Annotated in this window: 20 protein-coding genes; 19 read left to right on the top strand and 1 reads right to left on the bottom strand. The window is 47.4% G+C overall.

Annotation, left to right across the window (positions count from 1 at the left end):
• The first annotated feature begins 102 nt into the window (after positions 1–102).
• The 9 genes from T472_RS12625 to ppdK all read left to right on the top strand — a co-directional run bounded on the left by T472_RS12625 (position 103) and on the right by ppdK (position 9,551).
• Entirely contained in the window at positions 103–1,083 is a 981-nt protein-coding gene (locus T472_RS12625; RefSeq protein ID WP_023383231.1) for an acrylyl-CoA reductase family protein, read from the top strand.
• 64 nt (positions 1,084–1,147) lie between these two features.
• Positions 1,148–3,211 (top strand): HD family phosphohydrolase, encoded by a 2,064-nt coding sequence (locus T472_RS12630; protein WP_023383230.1) that lies wholly within the window; start codon positions 1,148–1,150, stop codon positions 3,209–3,211.
• Positions 3,208–3,711: an rRNA maturation RNase YbeY gene (ybeY, locus tag T472_RS12635; RefSeq protein WP_023383229.1), complete on the top strand. Its 504-nt coding sequence runs from the start codon at positions 3,208–3,210 to the stop codon at positions 3,709–3,711. Before T472_RS12630 ends, ybeY begins: the two co-directional genes overlap by 4 nt.
• A gap of 5 nt (positions 3,712–3,716) precedes the next feature.
• Complete coding sequence (locus tag T472_RS12640; protein ID WP_023383228.1) at positions 3,717–4,418, top strand: diacylglycerol kinase; 702 nt, start codon at positions 3,717–3,719, stop codon at positions 4,416–4,418.
• A gap of 13 nt (positions 4,419–4,431) precedes the next feature.
• Positions 4,432–4,854 (top strand): cytidine deaminase, encoded by a 423-nt coding sequence (locus tag T472_RS12645; protein WP_023383227.1) that lies wholly within the window; start codon positions 4,432–4,434, stop codon positions 4,852–4,854.
• A complete protein-coding gene (gene era, locus T472_RS12650; RefSeq protein ID WP_023383226.1) occupies positions 4,847–5,731 on the top strand; it encodes a GTPase Era in 885 nt (294 codons plus the stop codon). Before T472_RS12645 ends, era begins: the two co-directional genes overlap by 8 nt.
• Positions 5,732–6,376 carry a DNA repair protein RecO gene (gene recO, locus T472_RS12655; RefSeq protein WP_023383225.1) on the top strand — a complete coding sequence of 215 codons (645 nt, stop codon included), beginning with the start codon at positions 5,732–5,734 and terminating at the stop codon, positions 6,374–6,376.
• 11 nt (positions 6,377–6,387) lie between these two features.
• Positions 6,388–6,696 carry a hypothetical protein gene (locus T472_RS12660; protein ID WP_023383224.1) on the top strand — a complete coding sequence of 103 codons (309 nt, stop codon included), beginning with the start codon at positions 6,388–6,390 and terminating at the stop codon, positions 6,694–6,696.
• Between the two features lie 218 nt (positions 6,697–6,914).
• Positions 6,915–9,551: a pyruvate, phosphate dikinase gene (ppdK, locus tag T472_RS12665; protein WP_023384148.1), complete on the top strand. Its 2,637-nt coding sequence runs from the start codon at positions 6,915–6,917 to the stop codon at positions 9,549–9,551.
• A gap of 54 nt (positions 9,552–9,605) precedes the next feature.
• Here ppdK and T472_RS12670 read toward each other — a convergent pair whose 3' ends face one another.
• Positions 9,606–9,884 (bottom strand): DUF1294 domain-containing protein, encoded by a 279-nt coding sequence (locus T472_RS12670; RefSeq protein WP_023384146.1) that lies wholly within the window; start codon positions 9,882–9,884, stop codon positions 9,606–9,608.
• A gap of 524 nt (positions 9,885–10,408) precedes the next feature.
• Here T472_RS12670 and T472_RS12675 point away from each other — a divergent pair.
• From T472_RS12675 to rpoD, 10 genes are all read left to right on the top strand, one after another.
• On the top strand, positions 10,409–12,733 hold the full coding sequence (locus T472_RS12675) for an ABC transporter substrate-binding protein (protein ID WP_023384144.1): 2,325 nt from the start codon (positions 10,409–10,411) through the stop codon (positions 12,731–12,733).
• A gap of 129 nt (positions 12,734–12,862) precedes the next feature.
• On the top strand, positions 12,863–13,849 hold the full coding sequence (locus T472_RS12680) for an ABC transporter permease (protein WP_023384142.1): 987 nt from the start codon (positions 12,863–12,865) through the stop codon (positions 13,847–13,849).
• An 18-nt stretch (positions 13,850–13,867) separates the two neighbouring features.
• The gene (locus T472_RS12685; RefSeq protein ID WP_023384140.1) at positions 13,868–15,658 is read left to right on the top strand and encodes an ABC transporter permease; all 1,791 of its coding nucleotides are present in this window, start codon (positions 13,868–13,870) and stop codon (positions 15,656–15,658) included.
• A 196-nt stretch (positions 15,659–15,854) separates the two neighbouring features.
• Complete coding sequence (locus tag T472_RS12690; protein ID WP_341372052.1) at positions 15,855–16,868, top strand: ABC transporter ATP-binding protein; 1,014 nt, start codon at positions 15,855–15,857, stop codon at positions 16,866–16,868.
• Entirely contained in the window at positions 16,861–17,877 is a 1,017-nt protein-coding gene (locus tag T472_RS12695) for an ABC transporter ATP-binding protein (protein ID WP_023863626.1), read from the top strand. The genes T472_RS12690 and T472_RS12695 overlap by 8 nt, the downstream gene beginning before the upstream one ends.
• Positions 17,874–18,122: a hypothetical protein gene (locus T472_RS12700; protein WP_023386577.1), complete on the top strand. Its 249-nt coding sequence runs from the start codon at positions 17,874–17,876 to the stop codon at positions 18,120–18,122. Before T472_RS12695 ends, T472_RS12700 begins: the two co-directional genes overlap by 4 nt.
• Before the next feature lie 19 nt (positions 18,123–18,141).
• On the top strand, positions 18,142–18,351 hold the full coding sequence (locus T472_RS12705) for a hypothetical protein (protein ID WP_023386575.1): 210 nt from the start codon (positions 18,142–18,144) through the stop codon (positions 18,349–18,351).
• Positions 18,352–18,565: 214 nt separating this feature from the next.
• On the top strand, positions 18,566–19,591 hold the full coding sequence (locus tag T472_RS12710) for a deoxyguanosinetriphosphate triphosphohydrolase (RefSeq protein WP_023386573.1): 1,026 nt from the start codon (positions 18,566–18,568) through the stop codon (positions 19,589–19,591).
• A gap of 51 nt (positions 19,592–19,642) precedes the next feature.
• A complete protein-coding gene (gene dnaG / locus T472_RS12715) occupies positions 19,643–21,382 on the top strand; it encodes a DNA primase (protein WP_023386570.1) in 1,740 nt (579 codons plus the stop codon).
• Between the two features lie 4 nt (positions 21,383–21,386).
• On the top strand, positions 21,387–22,616 hold the full coding sequence (rpoD, locus tag T472_RS12720; RefSeq protein WP_023386568.1) for an RNA polymerase sigma factor RpoD: 1,230 nt from the start codon (positions 21,387–21,389) through the stop codon (positions 22,614–22,616).
• The last annotated feature ends 91 nt before the right edge of the window (positions 22,617–22,707 follow it).

Here is a 22,707-nt window from a genome sequence, read left to right on the forward strand (position 1 = left end):
CTTTACCATGCCCATAAAATTAACCGGTTATTCAAAATATCCTTAGTCTGTTGTGTTATAGTTTCAATATGGAATATATGTTTATTCAGGAGGTAAAATCAAATGGTTGAATACAAGGCGCTGGTAATGGACAGGAATGAAGCGGGCTTCGAGCTTGGCTACAAGGATATGGAATTCAGGGAGCTGTCTGACGGTGAAGTGAGGGTCCGCATACACTATTCATCAGTCAACTACAAGGACAGGCTTGCTGTAGATCCGGAAACAAAGGTAATAAGGTCTTTCCCCATGGTTCCGGGGATCGACTTTGCCGGAGTGATAGCTGAAAGCAATGCCGAGGGGCTTGAAGAGGGTGATGCGGTAGTTGTGACAGGCTATGGCTTCGGCACTGACTTCAACGGCGGCTTCAGGGAATACGCTGAGGTGAGAAGTGATATGCTGGTAAGGCTGAACAAGGGGTTGACCCTGGAAGAGTCCATGATATACGGCACTGCAGGCTTCACTGCCGCATTGTCAGTTGATGCTGTGCTTGAAAAAGGCATCAGGCCTGAAAAAGGGAAGATCCTTGTAACCGGTGCGACAGGCGGTGTGGGTTCCCATGCGATAGCGATCCTTGCGAAGCTCGGATTCAATGTGACAGCAGCTGTAAGAGACATGGAAAGCGCTCCATGGCTGATGGAGCTTGGAGCAAGTGAAGTGATTCCATTCAGTGAGGTCATGCCTCCCAAAAAGCCGCTTTCACCGGTCAAGTGGGCTGCGTGCATTGATGCGACAGGAGGGGCATCAGTTGCATCGATACTAAGCGAGATTGACAATGATGGAATTGCAGCAATAAGCGGAAATGCTTCCGGAGTGAAGTTTGAATCCACCGTATTCCCATTCATACTGAGAGGCGTGACACTGGCAGGCATCAACTCGGTGCTTGTTAGCCAGGAAAAGAGGGAGCAAATCTGGGGGAAACTTGCCAATGAGTGGAAATCGGATGTGCTGGGTCTCCTTGTGAGGAGAAGGGTTCCATTTGGTGAACTGAAGGAAAATCTTACGACCAGGCAGACAGGAAGCGGCAGAGATATTGTTGTGTTTTAGGAAAAATGCCATTTGCGCCGATATATGGTAAAATTGGTATTATTCTAATGTAAAGGATGCTCCGATGAATGATTTGAATAGAAAAGACGTTATTTGGATGATACTGGCTGCATTTGCCGCTGCTGCAATAAGCTTCGGAATAATCAGCACTACGTTGGTAAGCAAGAAGTACGAGCTTGAGGTGGGGGATATCTCACCGGTTGACTTCAAGGCAGCTTACGATACAGTTGACAAGGTTACTACAGGAGCCTTGACAGAGGATGCAAGAGACAGCATCCAGGATCAGTACAGCGAGGATGTTGAGGTTAGGAGATCGCTTCAGAAGGCCATAAACGATTTCTTCAACTCCGTGATATCCGAGAAGGCTTATTTTGCAACAGATGAGGAGAGGGCGGAGTCGCTTGTGTCGAAAACAGCGTCAGGTATTACAGCTGATGAGTTTTTGGCATTGCTTTCCCTGAGCAATGAGGTCCTCAGAAGCATGGTTACTGACATCAGCGAGTCGGTTTCCCTTGTCTATTCCTCAGTCATTGAAGAGGATGACCAGGGTGAGCTTGAGAAGGCAACAGTGAGCCTCAGGTCTTCCGTAGAAGCGACCGCAAAAAGCGATGCAGCCGCATCGGCAATCTGGAAGGTTATGCAGCCCTTTGTCAAGCCGAACTACTTATTTGATGAAGCTCTTACAGCGGAGCTTAAGGCAGATGCCGCTGCCAAGGTCAAACCGGTAGTAATAAAGGCAAACCAGACTATAGTCAAGGAAGGGGAGCCTGTAAGGGAATACCAGCTTGCGCTTCTTGATGACTTTGGATATCTTGCAAGTGACAAATCGGATTTCCTCCCATTTGTCGGGATTGGTATTGGAGTAATTGCGGTATACGGCATAATCCTTTTCTATCTCAACAAATATTACAGGGACCTTGTGACAAACAGGAAGTCAGCGATGCTTATATTTGCAATACTGCTGCTGTCAACTGCGATATCAAGGGCAATGATAATAATAAGCCCGTATGCGCTGCCATACACGTTCTCCCCTATGCTTCTCATGATACTGACAAAGAAGAGGATAGGTCAGACAATGTCAATCCTGAACAGTATCCTGATAAGCATGATGACAGGCTTTGACCCGCAGGTCATCGTCCTTATGATGCTTACGTCAGTCATAAGCATCATACTGCTCAAGAGAGTAGAAGAGAGGAATGACATAGTCAAATCCTCAACGCTTGTTGGTTTGATGGCGTTCGTCGTATCCTTCGGGATGGGTCTCCTTGTGTCTGGTTCATCGAGGGAGATCATCATAAGCGGAGCTATTGCCGGAGCCGCATGTATCGTTTCCGGTGTTCTTGTGATAGGTGTTCTGCCCATACTTGAAAACCTGTTCAATATAGTGACTGAAATCAAGCTGCTTGAGCTTTCAAACCCAAACAATCCTCTGCTCAAGAGGCTTCAGATGGAGGCTCCCGGTACCTATCAGCACAGCATCATGGTGGGAAACCTTGCTGAAGCGGCAGGGGAGATAGTCGGGGCAAACACCATACTTTTGAGGGTCGGCGCCTACTATCACGATATAGGCAAGCTCTCCAGGCCGAAGTTCTTCAAGGAGAACCAGATTGGCTGCGGTAATCCGCACAATGAGATCACACCAAATCTTTCGACACTCATAATAACAAGCCATGTGAAGGTTGGGCTTGAGATGGCTGAGAAGGCCAAGCTCCCACTGGAGCTCAGGGAAATGATAACCCAGCACCATGGCACTACCCTTGTAAAATACTTCTTTGTGACACAGAAGAACATTTCTGACAAGCCTGAAGAGGTCAGCGAGGATGACTTCAGGTATCCTGGTCCCAAGCCAAAGTCCAAGGAAGCTGGTATAATGATGCTTGCGGACAGCGTGGAAGCATCTGTAAGAAGCCTCCAGGAACCGACAGAAGGCAAGGTGCAGGCCATGGTATACAAGGTCATAAGGGATAAGCAGGATGACGGGCAGCTTGATGAGTGCGACCTTACCTACAGGGAGGTAAGCCTCATAAGGAACAGCTTCCTCAAGACACTATCTTCCATGTATCATGAGAGGATAGAATACCCGGAAGACAAGAGAAAAAAACTACAGGACAGGCAGGTGCAGGTATGATAAATTTCAGCGATGAACAGGAAAAGCTGGTACTTTCAGATGAGATAAAGGATGCGGCTGCAAGTGCAATAGAGCTTGCTGCAAGGGAAGAGGGAGTGACGGGCAGCTTCGAGGTTGACGTCCTGGTCGTAGATAATGAAGGGATCAGGGAAATAAACAGCGATACCCGAAACAAGGATGAGGTGACAGATGTCCTTTCCTTTCCTATGATTGAATATGAAGAAGGCTCGGTATTCAAGGACGAGCACCAAGGAAAGAAATTTCCTGCACAGTACTACAATGGTGAGGAACTTATGCTGGGAGACATTGTGGTCTCCCTGGAAAGAGCTTCTGAGCAGGCTGTTGAATTCGGACATTCATTGAAGAGGGAGTTCTGCTACCTAGTGGTACATTCGATGCTCCATCTGCTTGGTTATGACCATATGGAGGATGAAGACAAATCGAGGATGAGAAAACGTGAAGAGGAGATCCTCGGTATGCTTGAGATAAGCAGGGAGTGACTGATATGAAGATGAAGGGGCTCCTCGACAGCTTCAACTACGCGATCGAAGGTCTGATTTATGCCGTACGCACACAGCGCAACATGAAGATCCATGTCGTAACATCGATAATGGTACTGGTACTGGCGCTTTTCACAAGGATTACAAAGGTCGAGCTGCTGGTGCTGTGCCTTACTATTACCATGGTCATGTCAGCAGAGCTGTTCAACACTGCAGTCGAAGCAACGATAGACCTGACCACGAACCACTACCACCCGCTGGCAAAGGTAGCAAAGAACACCGCTGCGGCTTCTGTGCTGCTGACTACGATAAATGCCGTGGTCGTTGGATATTTCCTGTTTTGGAACGAAATAACCTCAATGACCTACAACGGCATACAACTGGTAAAACATTCCAGCCCTTACCTTGTACTGGTGGTGTTTGTTCTTGTTTCACTGGCTGTCATACTTACCAAGGCGGTCATAGGTGAAGGCACCCCGCTAAAGGGAGGCATGCCGTCAGGACATGCGGCCATAGCCTTTTCAATTGCTACAATGGTGAGTTACCTGTCAGAATCAGCGATAGTCATGACACTCTCGTTTCTCATGGCGCTTATCGTTGCACAGTCCAGGGTGGACTCCAGGGTCCACAGCACAAAGGAAGTGGTTGTGGGAGGACTCCTCGGGTTCCTTGCCACGATACTCATTTTCAGGTTATTCGGTTATTAGGGGAGGTTTGGTTTTGGATTACGTGAAACTTATAGAAGCTGCCATGTCGGCAAGGGAGAATGCATATGTTCCATACTCTCAATTCAAGGTTGGGGCTGCAATCCTTGCTGAGGACGGCGAAATTGTGTCAGGCTGCAATGTTGAGAATGCCTCATATGGGGCTACTAACTGTGCTGAAAGGACTGCGATATTTTCGGCTGTGGCAATGGGAAAGAAAAAGATAAAGGCGATAGCAGTGGTCGGCGACCTGAACTCATATACATACCCTTGCGGGATATGCAGACAGGTAATGGTGGAATTCGCAGACAGGGGTGATATTCCGGTCATAATCGCCAAGAACGGGAAGGAATATATGGTGAAGACGCTGGAAGAGATACTTCCGGGCGCATTCACAAAGGATGCGTTGTCAGATGCAAAGGAGAAACAGGATGTTTAAATCAGGATTCGTAACAATAGTAGGAAGGCCCAATGTGGGGAAGTCCACACTTCTCAACCACCTGATGGGCGAGAAGATATCGATAGTGTCGAACAAACCGCAGACAACGAGAAAGAATCTCCAGGCGATATATACTGACAAGGAATGCCAGATCGTTTTCGTCGATACACCAGGAATCCACAAGCCAAGGCACAAGCTGGGTGAATACATGGTCTCATCTGCGAGGGACACTTTCAATCAGGTGGATATAGTCGTGTTCATGACCACTGCAGAAGGGCTGGTAAGCACAGCTGACACCCATATACTTGAAAGCCTGAAGGGGCTCTCCATTCCGGTGTTCCTTCTTGTCAACAAGACGGATGAAAGCACATCAGGTAAGGTCGCGGAAACGCTTAAGAACTATTCGGCATATATGGATTTTGCCGAGATACTTCCGATCTCAGCACTCAGGGGAAAAAATACCGAAGAGCTCATAAACCTAATGAAGAAGTACATACCTGAAGGTCCCATGTATTATCCTGAGGACATGCTTGCCGATGTGCAGGAGAAGTTCATTGTAGCCGAGACCATAAGGGAGAAGGCTCTGAAGCTCCTTAACCAGGAGATACCTCATGGAATAGCTGTCGAGATCGTGACATTCAAGGAAAAGGAGAATGGCAACTTTACTATAGAGGCAGACATCATCTGCGAAAAGGACAGCCACAAGGGGATAATTATCGGAAAAGATGGCCAGACCCTGAAAAAGATCGGTCAATGGGCAAGGGAGGATATCGAGAAATTCCTTGGAGGCAAGGTTGACCTCAAGACCTTTGTAAAGGTAAGGAAGGACTGGAGAGATAATTCAACTATCCTCAAGGATCTCGGTTACAAGGACTAAATGCAGGAAAAGGTAAGGGGAATAGTCCTTAAAACCATGGATTTCAAGGAAAAAGACAAGCTCATGTGGATATTTACCGAAGAGCTGGGGAAGGTTTCCGTTCTGTGCAAAGGAGTCAGAAACCAGAAGAGCAGGATGCAGTCACTGGCAATGCCTCTGCTTCTTGGGGAATTCCTGCTATACAAGGGAAAATCCATGCATACCCTGAATGAAGGGGCTGTAATAACCACTTTCAAGGGACTTAAGGAAGACCTGACCCTTCTGACTTACGGGTCATATTTTCTCGAGCTCTGCGATATCGTGTCATTGGACAGCGAGCCGGACAGGGAGCTCTACAGGGACCTTGTCACGGCACTCTATATCCTGGAATCAAAGGCTATGGAGCCTGAGTATGTCGCAAGGGCCTTTGAGCTAAAGGTCATAAGGTCTTCGGGCGTATCTGCAGATGATGGAATGTCACAGATAAGGGTCTCACAGGGCGCAAGAAAGGCCTGTGAGTTCCTGCAGAGGACAGATCTGCAGAAGATCCACGTGCTGAATGTTTCTAAGGACACTATCGAGGAAATAGGTAAGCTTACCTCATTCATCATATCAGCAAGCTTCCAGAGGCAGCCAAAGAGCCTCATGATGCTGAAATATCTTTAGGAGGTCAGAAAATGGAGGAAAACAAGGCAACGGGAGCGGGAAATCTGGAGATAACCCTTAAGGGCAAGGAGCGTGTGAAGATACCTGTTGAGGTAGCTGCAGTAGCCGGACTGCTTCTGCTTAAGAAGCCAAAGCTTCTCATAGCCTCTCTTGCAGCGTTTCTTGTTTCGGGCTCGAAGGCAGAGCTGGACCTGCCGTCAGGCAGAAGGATCGAACTGACTGAGAAGGCCAGGGAAATCACTTCAAAGGCAGCGGATAAGGCTGACCAGGCGATAAGCGGCTTGAAGAAAACCATAGCAGAGAGAAAACAGGATATCTGACTTCATAGGATGCTTTCAAGGCATCCTTTTCTTTGCCCGTTAACGGAAAATTAATATCATTATATGTGCTAATTCCAAATCCTGAATGCATTTCAAGTGTAAATGACGGGTTTCTTATGCTATAATGTATTAGGTTTTGGTGCCCTGTGTGGAAACAAAGCCTTCTAACCCCGGAAAAGGGTCAAGAAATCATATATTTAGAAAGAGAGGGAAATCTAATGTCAAAAAAGTATGTTTACCTTTTTAATGAAGGTGATGCATCGATGAAGAACCTCCTCGGAGGAAAAGGATCCAATCTTGCAGAAATGACAAACCTTGGTATTCCAATACCAAAAGGCTTCATTGTCACTACGGAAGCCTGCAATAAATATTATGACGACGGAAAGGTGATCGCTTCAGAGATAATCGCAGAGATCAACGAGAAGCTTGCCGCACTTGAGAAAGAAACAGGAAAGACCTTCAATGGCGACAAGAATCCGCTTCTTGTTTCAGTAAGGTCAGGAGCAAGGGCTTCAATGCCTGGAATGATGGATACGATCCTCAACCTCGGACTTACTGACAAGACAGTTGAAGTTCTTGCCAAAGAGACCGGAAACGAGAGATTCGCATACGACTCGTACAGAAGATTCATAATGATGTTCGCTGACGTCGTAAAAGAACTCAGCAAGAAGAACTTCGACAAGATCCTTGAAGCAATGAAGGAAGAGAAGGGTGTCCATCTTGACACTGAGCTTTCCGCGGATGACCTCAAGAAGCTTGTTGTTCAGTTCAAGCAGTACTACAAGGAGCAGCTTGGTGAGGAGTTCCCGGAGGATCCGAAGGAGCAGCTCATCGAGTCAGTAACAGCAGTATTCAGAAGCTGGGATAATCCAAGGGCTAACGTTTACAGAAGGCTCAATGACATTCCTTCAAGCTGGGGAACTGCAGTTAACGTGCAGATGATGGTTTTCGGAAACAAGGGAGAGACTTCAGGAACTGGAGTTGCATTCTCAAGGAACCCTGCAACAGGCGAGAAGAAGGTATTCGCTGAGTACCTCATGAACGCTCAGGGTGAGGACGTTGTTGCCGGAATCAGGACACCTTCACCTATCGAAGAGCTCGAGAGGCAGATGCCTGAGACCTACAAGCAGTTCATTGACATAGTGAACAAGCTTGAAGCCCACTACAGGGATATGCAGGACATGGAGTTCACGATCGAGGATGGAACACTTTATTTCCTCCAGACAAGAAACGGAAAGAGAACAGCGCAGGCAGCTCTCAAGATAGCCGTTGACATGGTCAAGGAAGGTCTTGTAACTGAGAAGCAGGCTGTACTCATGATAGACCCCAAGCAGCTTGATACGCTCCTTCACCCTGCATTCGATGCAGAGGGTCTGAAGGCAGCACCTGTAATGACCACAGGACTTCCTGCATCACCAGGAGCAGCTACAGGAAAGATAGCCTTCACAGCAGCTGAAGCCAAGGAAAGGGCAGCAGCAGGTGAGAATGTGGTACTTGTAAGGCTTGAGACATCACCTGAGGATATCGAAGGAATGATCGCGGCTGAAGGAATACTTACAGTAAGAGGCGGAATGACATCCCATGCAGCGGTTGTTGCAAGAGGTATGGGAACATGCTGCGTAGCCGGAGCCGGAGCACTCAAGGTAGATGAGGATGCAAGGACCGTAACGCTGGCTGGCAAGGTATATACCGACCAGGATTACATATCCCTCGACGGATCCACAGGAACCGTGTACGAAGGGCAGATAAAGACCGTTGAGCCTGAAATAAGCGGACACTTCGGTACATTCATGGGATGGGCCGATGAGATAAGGACACTCAAGGTCAGGACAAATGCAGATACGCCTCATGATGCCGCAACTGCGATCAAGTTCGGAGCGGAAGGCATAGGCCTTACAAGAACAGAGCACATGTTCTTCGCTGAGGACAGGATATTCATGATGAGACAGATGATAGTCGCAAGGACAGAGGCAGACAGGAGAAAGGCTCTTGAGAAGCTCCTTCCTATGCAGAAGAGCGACTTCAAGGGAATATACGAGGCAATGCAGGGATTCCCGGTAACGATAAGATTCCTGGATCCGCCGCTCCATGAGTTCCTTCCACAGGAAGACGAGCAGATAGCTGAGCTTGCTGAAGCTCTTGAAATGACTGCTGATGAACTCAAGGGAGTAATCGCTGACCTTCATGAGTTCAACCCGATGATGGGCCACAGAGGCTGCCGACTCACAGTATCATATCCTGAAATAGCTGAGATGCAGACAAGGGCCGTCATAGAGGCTGCCATCGAAGTGAACAAGGAAAAGGGCTGGAACATTGTGCCTGAGATCATGATCCCTCTCGTAGGAGAAGTCAAGGAGCTCAAGTATGTCAAGAACATAGTCGTTAAGACCGCTGATGCGATAATCGCTGAATCAGGAGCAGAGCTCAAGTATCTTGTCGGAACAATGATAGAGATACCAAGAGCTGCGGTAACAGCAGACGAGATCGCGACTGAGGCAGATTTCTTCTCCTTCGGTACAAACGACCTTACACAGATGACCTTCGGATTCTCAAGGGATGATGCAGGAACTTTCCTTAAGCATTACTATGAGAAGAAGGTTTATGACTTCGACCCGTTTGCAAAGCTTGACCAGGAAGGCGTAGGCCAGCTTGTCAAGATGGCCAGCGAGAAGGGCAGAAGCGTCAAGGAGAACCTCAAGCTCGGAGTATGCGGAGAGCATGGCGGAGACCCGTCATCAGTCAACTTCTTCCACAATGTGGGACTTGACTATGTATCCTGCTCACCATACAGAGTGCCGGTTGCAAGGCTTGCAGCTGCACAGGCTGAGGTAAGGAACCCAAGACACAAGAAGTAATGAATGAGAGCAAAGACGCTCAGGGACATTCCCTGAGCGTCTTTTCATTGCCTGCTATATTTTGAAGAGCCCCGTTTTCATAAGAATGAGCGCCCATGCGAAGGCAAGGACGGGTATCCCCAGCTGGAACTTCAGGTGCCTTGTCTTGTGCCGTGCGAGGCTCATGCCGAAGAGCACCCCGAAGGCTCCCCCGATTCCTGCAACTAGGAACAAGGTCTTTTCTGGTATTCTCCACTCTTTTCTGCGAGCCTTCCGCTTGTCCCAGAACATCATGAAGAGACCGAGCATGTTGATCGCAATGAATGCAGTCCTGAACATATTTACGAGATCCAATTGAACACCACCTTTTTCATACACCTGATTCTACCACACCAGACGCATTTGTAAACACAGGGCATTGTTTTGGGAAGGAGAGCAACTTGATAATCTGCCGCTGTCCAATGCTTTGAGTTTCAAAATATGTCGAAAGTTCTACATAAAAGGAGTCAATTACAAACGAAAATCATGTAGTTTTGTTATTGTTACAAATTACACAAAAAACGATTACAATGTTCGTGTGGTTTTTTATCAAGACATCTGATTGAAAAATTCCATATTTCAAGAATACTCGATACAATATTTTCATATTGGCAATAAAAGCATGGAGATATGAAATATCTATAAACCAGTAGTTACTAAAATTCAAAAATATGCTAAAATGTTGCTATGGATTGTACAGAGATGCACAGTCTGGTAAAACACTGCAGGTCATGGCGATGATGAATGGGAATGAATTGGAAACCTATATGCCGATGCATCATCTTAAGCATCACTGCTGTACCTCAGAGTGCGCATCTTAAACAAAAAGGAGGAAAGTCATGAAAAAAGTATTGGGATTACTGCTATCGCTAACTATCGTCGCTTCACTTGCTGCAGGATGTACCACTAAGGAACCGACAACTCCAACTACAGCACCGACAACTCCTGTCAGCACAACGCCGCTGGTGGTGGGCTATGCGGCATTCAGCCAGAAGTTCAGCCCGTTCTTTGCTACAACTGCGTATGACCAGGACGCACAGAGCCTCACTCAGGTGACACTGCTCACAACTGACAGGGTCGGCGGAATAATCTACAATGCCATTGCAGGCGAAACCGTTGCCTATGAAGGCAAGGACTACAAGTACACAGGTCCTGCTGATATTAAGGTAACTTATGACGAGGCTGCAGATGTAACAACCTACTACATGAAGATCAGGAACGACATAAAGTTCAGTGATGGCCACGTAATGGATGCTGACGACATAATATTCAACTTCTATGTCCTGTCGGATCCGACCTACACGGGATCATCAACCATTTACTCATATCCTATAATTGGAATGGTCAACTACAGGGAGAACAACTCGAAGGCTGAAGAGCTTGCTGTTACTCCTGAAGAGCTTGAAGCGGCACTCGGGAACCCTACAGACGAAATGAAGGCATTCATGACCGATTTCGTAAAGGGCGTCCTTACAGATGAGCTTGACTGGGTCAAGAGCATAATGACTGATCCAAACTACAAGTCATATGTTGACAAATATCCTGTTGCGAAGGACCTTTTCGCATATTTCTATGGAAAAGACGAGGCATATGACTCGACAACAATAGCCGACGAGGCGAAGGTGCTTGAGGATATCATAGCCCAGTACGGACCTGACTGGAAGACACTCGGAGCAAACTATGGCGGAAGCGAAAGGTATTTCGCGGCTGATATCGAAGGTGAAGTAAGCAGCATGGTCCTCAAGGACAAGCTTGCGAAGTCCGACGGTAAGGAAGTTCCAAACATAGAAGGAATAAAGAAGCTCAGCCAGACTGAAGTCGAAGTAAAGGTGAAGGGCTTCGAAGCACCTGCAGTCTACAGCATATGTGGAATTCAGGTCGCTCCTATGCATTACTACGGAAGCGAAGCAATGTATGACTACGCCAACAACAAGTTCGGATTCACAAGAGGCGACCTCAAGGCCATTGAATCCAAGACGACAACCCCAATGGGTGCAGGTCCATACAAGTTCGTAGAGTACAAGGATAAGGTCGTATACTACGAAGCGAACGAGAACTACTATAAGGGCGCTCCTAAGACAAAATTCCTGCAGCTCAAGGAAACTACTGACGGAGAAATGATTGCAGGTGTTGGAACTGGAGTTATAGACGCAGGAAACCCATCAGGATCGAAGGCTAAGTTCAATGAGCTCAAGTCCTACAACTCCAACAAGGAAGTCGTTGGAGACAAGATAGCGGCAGTTTCAGTCGACAACCTTGGCTATGGATACATAGGCATAAACTCCAAGACAGTCAATGTCAAGGGTGAGCCTGGATCGGAAGCCAGCAAGAACCTCAGAAAGGGTTTTGCCACCGTATATGCGGTTTACAGGGATGTTGCAATCGACAGCTACTATGGAGACGCAGCGGCAGTGATCAACTACCCGATTTCAAACACATCATGGGCAGCGCCTCAGAAGTCTGACCCTGATTATTCCGTAGCATTCTCAAAGGATGTTGATGGAAAGGACATATATACTGAGAACATGGTCGCAGACGCAAAGTATGCTGCGGCACTTGAAGCAGCCAAGGGCTTCTTCAAGGCAGCAGGCTACACATATAACGATGCAAGCGGAAAGTTCACAGCAGCACCTGAAGGTGCAAGCCTTGAATATGAAGTCATAGTACCTGGAGACGGAACAGGAGAGCATCCTGCATTCGCGATACTCGCTGATACCAAGGCTGCACTTGAGAAGATAGGCATAACACTCACTATCAATGACCCGGCTGATGCTAATGTGCTCTGGGATACTCTTGATGCGAATACGCATGAGATGTGGACAGCTGCCTGGGGATCGACAATCGACCCTGACATGTACCAGGTATATTTCAGCAAGAACGGCAAGGGCCTAGGCGGAACTGACAGCAACAGCTACAACATAGCTGACCCAGAGCTTGATGAGCTTATAATCGAGGCAAGGCAGAGTGCTGACCAGGCCTTCAGAAAAGCAACATACAAGACTGCTCTTGACATAATACTTGACTGGGGCGTTGAAGTCCCGAACTACCAGAGGCAGAACCTTGTTATATTCAGCCCTGAAAGAATCAATATGGAGACTGTTACTCCAGACATAACAACTTACTGGGGTTGGATGAATGACCTCGAACTTCTTCAAATGAAATAACAATCTGGCCAAAGGATGCGTGAGCCCACTTATGTGGGCTCATCTCATCTAAAGACTCTTATGCCAAAACGGATGTGTTGGCCTGTTTGAGACTTAGGCCGCACTTTAGGTATAAAAAAGAGGGGTAAAATGCGAAAATACGTTCTGAAAAGACTTTTGATATCGGCGATACTGCTGTTTTTCGTATCGATGATAATATACGCAATAATGAGAAGCATCCCTACGTCTTACGTGGAAGCACAGGCAAGGATGCTGTCCATGAGACCAGGTGCAAAGAGCTACACTGACTGGCTGAAGCAGCTTCAGGAGGCCTACGGTCTGGATGTGGGAATCGTACCTGGGTTCTTCAAGTGGCTGTCGAATGCCATAAGAGGAAATTTCGGCGATTCATGGGCATTCAATGTCCCGGTCACGCAGAAGTTCGCTTCTGTCATATGGGACTCCTTCATACTGGGATCAATAGCATTCGTGCTTCAGGTAATTGTTGCAATACCACTTGGAATACTTGCTGCCAGGAAACAATACAGCAGGGCGGACTATACTATCACAGTAGTAGCCCTTCTTGGAATTTCCCTGCCCACGTTCTTCTTCGCTACAATATTGAAGCTGATTTTTTCAGTATGGCTCGGCTGGTTCGACCTGTACGGAAAGGTTGGCAGGAACTACATGCAGCTCGATGCATTCGGTCAGTTCTTCGATGTCGCAAGGCATTTCGTGCTTCCGATAATGACACTTACCATAATCGGCATTGGTAGCCTGATGAGGTATACAAGGACGAACATGCTGGAGGTACTGAACTCTGATTTCATACGAACTGCAAGGGCAAAGGGTCTTTCTGAGAAGAGGGTCATCAATTTCCATGCCTTCAGGAATACGCTCATTCCCATAGTCACCATACTTGGTGGTTCTCTCCCTGGCTTGTTTGCAGGAGCGCTTATCACAGAAACCCTGTTCCAGATACCGGGCATCGGGTACACTGCATACACCGCCATGGTAAGCGGCGACATTCCATTCACCATGTTCTACATGGTGTTCATGGCCGTGCTTACTTTGCTGGGAACGTTGATAGCGGACATCCTGTACGCTGTTGTGGATCCGCGTGTCAGGATCAGTTGATGGAGGTGGAGGTAAGCTATGCCTGAAAATAAGATGAAAAATATAGACCAGTTCGAAGACCACGACGAGAGTGAAGAAGCCCTTAAAGAGCATCTCAGCTCTTCGCATGAGCTTGGTGATGAACAGAGGGTAAAGGTACTGTCTCCCGGAATGCTTGTGATCAAGAGGTTCCTGAGGAACAGGCTGGCAATAATAGGCTTTGTCATAATCGCATTCATGTTCCTCTTCTCCTTCCTTGGAGGTCTCCTTTCTCCCTATGGTGAAACCGAGGTCTTCAAGCATGTAGGACTGATGTCCAAGGAATATGCAAGCATCACGTACAACGATGAATACAGGTATACAGTAGCAGACGGCATGAATTACAGCGGGGTAGCCCACTCGAAGTTCATACTTGCCAGAAACAGTGGAAAGACCACATTTACCTCAGGTGATATGGAGTACCATATTGTTCAGGAGGGTAATGAGTTCTACAGGATAGTCACATCTGATCCGGTTGCCAAAATAACCAACTTCAGAGGAGTCGTTGCGATAAATCCGGTTGATGGTGCGATATTGTCCGATGCGGTCAAGGCAGCTGCTACAGAGGCGATCAATGGGGGAGTGACCCAGTTCAACTCGGAAGGAGACCTCTATACGATCGTCCAGAGTGGAAGAGAGTATATCCTTGGCAAATCAGGGGATGCCGCCATCGAATCCAAGTTCATCATCGACCCTGCAGTCCAATCAGCTAAGGTAAGCTATGAGTTTGCATATTCTGTTGAAAAGGCGGTGTCAGATGATACAACCAGCACTTTTACTGTTGGCGGACAGGAATTTGAGATAGAGGAAGAGGACAGCAGAGCTGTGATTTATCTCAGGACAGCGGCAGGAAGGGAAGAGTATGCGCTTTTCTCAAAGCTTGCGATACAGCCAAAATCTCCAGACATTTTCCTTAGCCTTGATTTCAAGAGGCTGCTTAGCGACACAATAACTGAAGGCAAGACAACCTTCGTTTTCAAGGATGATACAGGCGCTGATGTGGAATATCTGGTATCTAGACTCAATAACGTATATACAGTCAAGGCGGATACTCTGACACACCTGATATCAATACACGAAGCCCCGTCGGCGACTCATTGGCTTGGTACAGACAAGCATGGAATGGATGTCATAACGAGGCTAATGTACGGAGGAAGGATATCCCTCACAATAGGGTTCATAGTTGTGCTCCTTGAGTCCATACTTGGAGTCATCATGGGCGGACTTGCGGGGTACTTCGGCAAGTGGGTCGACATGCTCATCATGCGTATTGTCGACGTATTCAACTGCATACCATTCATGCCGCTCCTTATAATACTGGGATCAGTAATGGATACGCTTGAGGTGGACCCTCAGCTCAGGATATACTACCTTATGTTCATTCTTGGAGTAATGAGCTGGCCTGGTATAGCACGTATGGTAAGAGGCCAGATACTGTCCCTAAGGGAACAGGAATTCATGCTGGCTGCTGAGGCTACGGGTATATCAGTTTCAAGAAGAATATTCAAGCACCTTGTGCCGAATGTAATTCCACAGCTTATAGTATTCGCAACAATGGGACTTGGCGGAGTCATACTCTATGAATCAACGCTTAGCTTCCTAGGACTCGGTGTTAAGTTCCCTCTGGCTTCATGGGGAAATATAATAAGCGGCGTATCTACGGCATATGAGATGACGAACTTCTGGTTCGTCTGGATTCCTGCAGGAACACTCATACTCCTGACTGTTCTGGGATTCAATTTCGTGGGCGACGGGCTTCGTGATGCCTTCGACCCAAAGATGAAACGGTAGGTAGACAATGGAAGATAAAAAAGGCTTTTTCAACAAGCTTCTTAAAAAAGGCAATAAGAATGCAGCAATTAAGAACATCAACTACATATCGGCAAAGGAGCTCCGGAAGATCTCCAAGGAGAACCGCAAGGTGACTGACGAATTCGAAAGGCTCAGAAACCGTAAGGATGTTCCTGAATCTGAATATAAGACAAAGATGAAGAATCCTGAGAATGTTCTTGAGATAGATGACCTCAACACATACTTCTTTACGGATATCGGGACTGTGAAGGCAGTTGACGGTGTGTCCTTTGAGGTGCCAAAAGGTAAGACGGTTGGTGTTGTCGGCGAGTCAGGGTGCGGAAAGTCCGTCACAGCCCTTTCGATAATGCAGCTGGTCCAGAGACCACAGGGGCAGGTAGTAAAGGGTGAGATAAGGTTCAGCACTGATGACTTCGCCTACGATATTGCAAAAACCCCTACAGAGCACATGCAGAAGATCAGAGGCAACGAAATCTCGATGATATTCCAGGAGCCTATGACAAGCCTCAATCCTGTATTCAAGGTAGGAATGCAGATTGATGAGGTAATCGAGCTTCACAATGAAGGGATGACCAATGAGGAGGTTAAGGCAAGGACCATCGAGATGATAAAGATGGTAGGAATCGCCAACTCCGACGGTGTCTACGAGATGTATCCCCACGAGCTTTCCGGTGGAATGAGACAGAGGGCTATGATAGCCATGGCACTTGCCTGCACACCCAAGCTCATCATTGCTGATGAACCTACTACAGCCCTTGATGTGACCATACAGGCGCAGATCATGGACCTCCTGAGGCAGCTCAAGGACAAGATAAACAGCAGCATAATGCTCATTACCCATGACCTTGGAGTAATAGCCGAGATGGCTGACTATGTAGTGGTCATGTACGCAGGAAGGGTCGTCGAGAAAGGCACTGCAGATGAAATTTTCCACAACCCCCTTCACCCATATACTGTAGGGCTCATGGCGAGCAAACCGAGCAGCAACAGGAGAGTGGAGAGGCTCTACAGCATTCCCGGCTCAGTCCCTAATCCAGTTAACATGCCTAACTACTGCTATTTCAAGGACAGGTGCAGCAGAGCATTTGGCGCATGTAACGGAGCATATCCTCCGACTTTTGCGATCTCAGATACTCACAAGGTAGCATGCTACCATTACATGGACGGGAAGGAGGGTCAAGATGTCTGAAGCTATCAGGAATAATATGGAAGAGACGGATGAAGACATCCTAATAGAAGTCAGGAACCTTAAGAAGTACTTTCCGATCTCCGGTGGAATGTTCTCGAAGGTCAAGGGATACGTAAAGGCAGTTGATGATGTCAGCTTCAGCATAAAGCGTGGAACAACGATGGGGCTGGTGGGAGAATCCGGCTGCGGCAAGACGACAATAGGAAAGACGATCCTGAGACTTAATGAAATAACCAGCGGTTCGGTCAAGTTCGAGGGGATAGATATCCATGCCCTGAGCAAGAAGGACCTGAGGGCACTCAGACCAAGGATCCAGATTATATTCCAGGACCCCTATTCGAGCCTTTCTCCCAGGATGCCTGTCGGTGAGATCATCGGCGAAGCTGTAAGGGAGAAGAAGCTTGTTCCTGAAGACCAGTTCGATGACTACATTTCACAGATAATGCTCGACTGTGGCCTCCAGGTATACCACAAGGACAGGTATCCCCATGAATTTTCAGGCGGACAGAGACAGAGGATATGTATTGCAAGAGCACTTGCTTTGAACCCTGAGTTCATAGTATGCGATGAGCCGGTATCGGCACTGGATGTTTCGATTCAGGCGCAGATCATAAACCTTCTGAACGACCTTCAGGACAAGTATAAGCTGACCTACCTGTTCATATCCCACGACCTTTCGGTTGTCGAGCATATTTCTGACACTGTGGGAGTAATGTATCTTGGAAACCTTGTAGAGTATGCTGACAAGGAATCGATTTTCAAGAATCCGCTGCACCCTTACACCTCAGCGCTCTTCAGTGCTATTCCGATTCCGGACCCTGATGTGAAGACTGAGAGGATAATTCTTGAGGGCAGCATACCTTCTCCTGCAAATCCGCCATCGGGCTGCAAGTTCCATACCAGGTGCAGATACTGCATGGAGGTGTGCAAGACCGTATCTCCGGAGATGCTGATGGTCGAGAAGGGTCACCATGTTGCCTGCCACCTATATACAGGAGAGAATAAATGAAGAAGGACAGATCGTTCGAGGATGACGGCAGGGTTATTGCCGATATGAATTTCGAGGGTGCTCCATGGTATGAGAAGAAAAAAAGCAAGCAGGATGTTTTTGTGGGTGACGGTTCTCCCGCAGATCCAGGGGAAACCTTTCGCATGATGAAGTACGCTACACTTGCTGGCCTTGCGATCGCTCTTGTTTTCATACTGGCATTCTTCCTGTTCATATTGTTCTCAATCTTGATCTGGTTCAGGTAATAAGATGAGTGACAGGGATATGTCAAAATTCAAGAGGCACATGGTCAGGTGTCCGCATTGCGGCAAGGACGTTCTCGACCACATGACGGAATGCCCGTTCTGCCATGGCGAACTTGAGGGCTATTCGTACAAGCCGCTTGATCCTGGAAAGATAAGAAGGATCAGGATGATTTTGGCTGTGACCATATTGGCTCTGGCAGCCATTATATTCATATCAAAGAATTTGTAGTGTGAAGATGTCAGTCTCCGGAACGATAAGTCGTGCCGGAGCTGTTTTTTTTGTTCCGAATTAAGCACAATGCTTTAGGACCCGTTGTTATGTGCCTATAGCAGAGAATTCTGTACTATATACACAATTCCTGACAACATTTGAATATTTGGGGCTGCAAATAAAGGATTAACTGAATATGTGTGGAATAATCAATAATACGGAGGTGTTTTCCATGAACATCAGGGAAATGATCGAGTCAAACGAAGACAAGGTATTCATAAGGGAAGCCTTTTTTTCAAGGGACTCGAGAGGGCGGGAGAGATTTGAGGAGCCGGATACCTACAGGACATGCTTCATGCACGACCGGGACAGGATAATCCACTCAAAATCCTTCAGAAGGCTGAAACACAAGACCCAGGTATACATCAGGACCTCCGGAGACCATTACAGGACCAGGCTCACGCATACACTTGAGGTCTCGCAGATAGCAAGGACCATCGGCAGGGGTTTGTCGGTCAATGAAGACCTTATTGAGGCGATAACACTTGGACATGACATAGGGCATGTGGCATTCGCCCATAATGGAGAAGAGGTGCTGGAGGAAAGGCTTGGTGCATTCAGGCACAATGAGCAGTCGATAAGGGTGCTCAAAAAGCTTGAAAAGGATGGCGAAGGGCTTAACCTGACCTGGGAGGTGCTTGATGGAGTGCTTCACCACAGCGGATTCTCCGATGCGGTGGACTCAGCCTCGACAATAGAGGGTCAGATTGCGAGGTATTCGGACAAGATAGCATACGTCAACCATGACATCGACGATTCCATAAGGGCAGGGATCCTCAGTACCGATATGATTCCGGGAGAGTTCACGGATGTTCTGGGAGAGACACATTCAAGGAGAATAGACACTCTTGTGAGGGACATAGTTGAAACGACAAGGATGAACCTTTCAGATGGAGTCAGGAAGGTATCCCTTTCAGGTGAGGTCAACAAGGCCATGACTGGTCTTAGAGACTTCATGTTCCGCGACATATATACCGGACAACAGCTGAGGGCTGAAAGGGACAAGGCTAAGTTCGTACTGCACAGGCTTTTCGATCATTTTGAGGGAAAGGTGGAGGATATGCCGGAGCTTTACAGGAAGATAGCTGAAGAAGAGGGAGTGACGAGAGCTGTTGCTGATTTTCTTGCGGGCATGACCGATGACTATGCAATAGCTACATTCAACAGGATATATGTTCCAAAGTTTGTATTCTTCTAGCAGGTATGATATAATTCAATTTTGGTACGACTTTTTGAGGTGGTAAAACCAGTGGCATTTTCAGAGGATATCATAGAAAAAGTAAAAGAATCCAACGACATAGTTGATGTCATCTCAGAAAGGGTCAAGCTCAAGCGAGCTGGCAGGAGCTGGACAGGACTCTGTCCGTTCCACAATGAGAAGACCCCGTCATTCAATGTTTCCTCAGACAAGCAGTTCTATAAGTGCTTTGGCTGCGGAGAGGGCGGAAACGTAATAACATTTGTAATGAAGACAAGGAACCTTCCCTTCCAGGAGGCCTTGAAATACCTCGCAGACCGCGCGAACATAGACATCGGCGAGGACGAAGGCAGAAAGAACGAGACGGAGAAGAAAGAAGTCTTCTACAAGATGAACACTGAGGCTGCAAGATACTTTTTCAGGAACCTTACACTGAACAAGAACGTCAGGGAGTATCTTTACAGAAGAGGGATATCAGAAAAGACCATAAGGCATTTCGGGCTCGGCTACTCAGAGAATTCCTGGGACTCGCTCCTGAAATACCTGAAGGCCATGAACTTCAAGCAGGATCACATCATTGAAAACGGACTTGCACTGAAGAGCAAGGAGGGAAGGGTCTATGACCGCTTCAGGAACAGACTTATGTTCCCTGTATTCGATGCAAGGGGAAGAGTCATTGGCTTCGGTGGAAGGGTGCTTGATGATTCCAAACCAAAGTACCTGAATTCGCCGGAGACCCCCATATTCCATAAAGGAACTAACCTGTACGGACTCAATTTCGCACTGAAGGCCGGCAAGGAAAGGCAATACATTATCGTGGAAGGCTATATGGACCTCATAAGCCTTCACCAGGCAGGAATAACCAATGTGGTGGCATCACTCGGGACTGCACTTACTAAGGTTCAGGCAAGGCTTCTGAGGAGATACTGTGAGGAGATACTGATCTCCTATGATGCCGACACAGCTGGTCAGGCAGCAACCCTCAGGGGACTTGAGATTTTGAGGGAAGAGGGCTTTGATGTCAAGGTCATAAAGGTACCTGACGGAAAGGACCCTGATGATTACGTCAGGAAGCATGGCGAAGAAGGATTCAGGAACATAGCTTCTTCTGCGCTGCCGCTTATAGATTACAGGCTTGAGAATGCAAAAGGCAATCTCAGCATGTCGCAGGAAGAGGACAGGATCGCATACGCAAGAAGAGCTACGGAAATTCTTAAGGAGCTCGACCCAATTGAGAAGGATGTATATATCAGAAAGGTAAGTGAAGATTCCGGTATATCGGAGAATGCACTTATGGACATGCTTAAGGGCGGCAAAGGAAGGGAACAGCAGGAGCCTGAAACAGGACATGAAATTCAATCGTTCATAGAACAGGCCCATGTCAAGGCTGAAAGGAATCTTCTGAGGCTGCTTGCCGAAGGGGACCTGGTGCTCCGTGAAAGGCTGACTGAAAGTGATATGGTGCTTCCGAGCCACAAGCGCATCTGGTCTCTTCTGGAAGGCTACGATGGGCCAAGGGAAGCAATATGGAATCATGTCGAATCAGGCTGTACGGATGTGGAATCAAGCAAGGAATGGGCTATTATAAAAAGTCAGATTGAGGTGCCTTCGGATATTGACAAAGATATTCTCGCCGAGGATTACCTTAAGACAATAAGACATTACGAAATTGAATCGAAGAAAAGGGCAATGCAAAAGAAGATCAAGGAACTTGAAGAGAAAGGATTATTGAAGGAGTCGCTGGAACTCGCAAAAGAGCTGATAGAGTTGCAGAAGGCTTCAGGGAGGTAGCGGTATGGCAGAATCAGATAAGAAAAAACCAACAAGGACAGTAAAATCGTCAAAATCCACCAGGGCAGCAAAGGCCCCCAATGAGGAAAACAAGGATGAACAGGGTACATCTCTTGAGATGAGCATCGAGTCAGGTGAAAACACTGAGGATAAGGCGGTTCAGCCAAAGCTTACCGAGAGGGAAAGCCAGCTTGTGATAGTCAGAAGGCTGATCGAAAGAGGAAGGAAGTCAGGTACTCTGACTGAGAAGGAAGTTCTTGATGAGCTTCAGGAGATCGACCTGAACCCAGAGCAGATTGACAAGATCTATGAGACACTGGAAGGATTCAGCATTGAGATCATGGGTGACATCTCAGATGCAGATGCTGAAGAGACAGAGGTAGACCTTACCATCCCTGAAGGAATTGCCATCGATGATCCAGTGAGGATGTACCTTAAGGAAATCGGAAAAGTTCCGCTTCTGTCATCAGAGCAGGAAGTCGAGCTTGCGAAGAGGATAGAGCAGGGTGACGAACAGGCAAAGAAACAGCTTGCAGAAGCAAATCTAAGACTTGTCGTATCGATCGCGAAGAGATATGTTGGAAGAGGAATGCTTTTCCTTGACCTCATCCAGGAAGGAAACCTGGGTCTTATCAAGGCTGTCGAGAAATTCGACTTCACCAAGGGCTTCAAGTTCTCTACCTATGCGACCTGGTGGATAAGACAGGCGATAACCAGGGCGATTGCCGACCAGGCAAGGACCATCAGGATTCCTGTACATATGGTTGAGACCATAAACAAGCTCATAAGGATAGAAAGACAGCTGCTTCAGGAACTCGGAAGGGCTCCGCAGCCTGAAGAGATAGCAGAGCAGATGGAAATGCCTCCGGAAAAGGTCAGGGAGATAATGAAGATCGCCCAGGAACCTGTATCCCTCGAGACTCCTATCGGTGAGGAAGAGGACAGCCATCTTGGTGACTTCATACCTGATGATGATGCTCTTGCACCTGCAGAAGCAGCGGCATTCACCATGCTCAAGGAACAGCTTATAAGTGTCCTTGATACACTCACTCCAAGGGAAGAGAAGGTCCTGAGGCTCAGGTTCGGTCTTGATGACGGAAGGGCGAGGACTCTGGAGGAAGTGGGCAAGGAGTTCAATGTAACCAGGGAAAGAATAAGGCAGATTGAAGCCAAAGCGCTGAGAAAGCTCAGGCATCCTTCAAGAAGCAAGAAGCTCAAGGATTATCTGGATTAAGACATGGGAGGTGAAGCATAAGTGGCTTCACCTTCTTTTTTTGTTGTATAATTTATTAGGAAAGAATTGCTGAGTGTTAAAGATTTCTAGT

The organism is Youngiibacter fragilis 232.1 (assembly GCF_000495435.3).
Lineage (GTDB): Bacteria > Bacillota > Clostridia > Clostridiales > Clostridiaceae > Youngiibacter > Youngiibacter fragilis.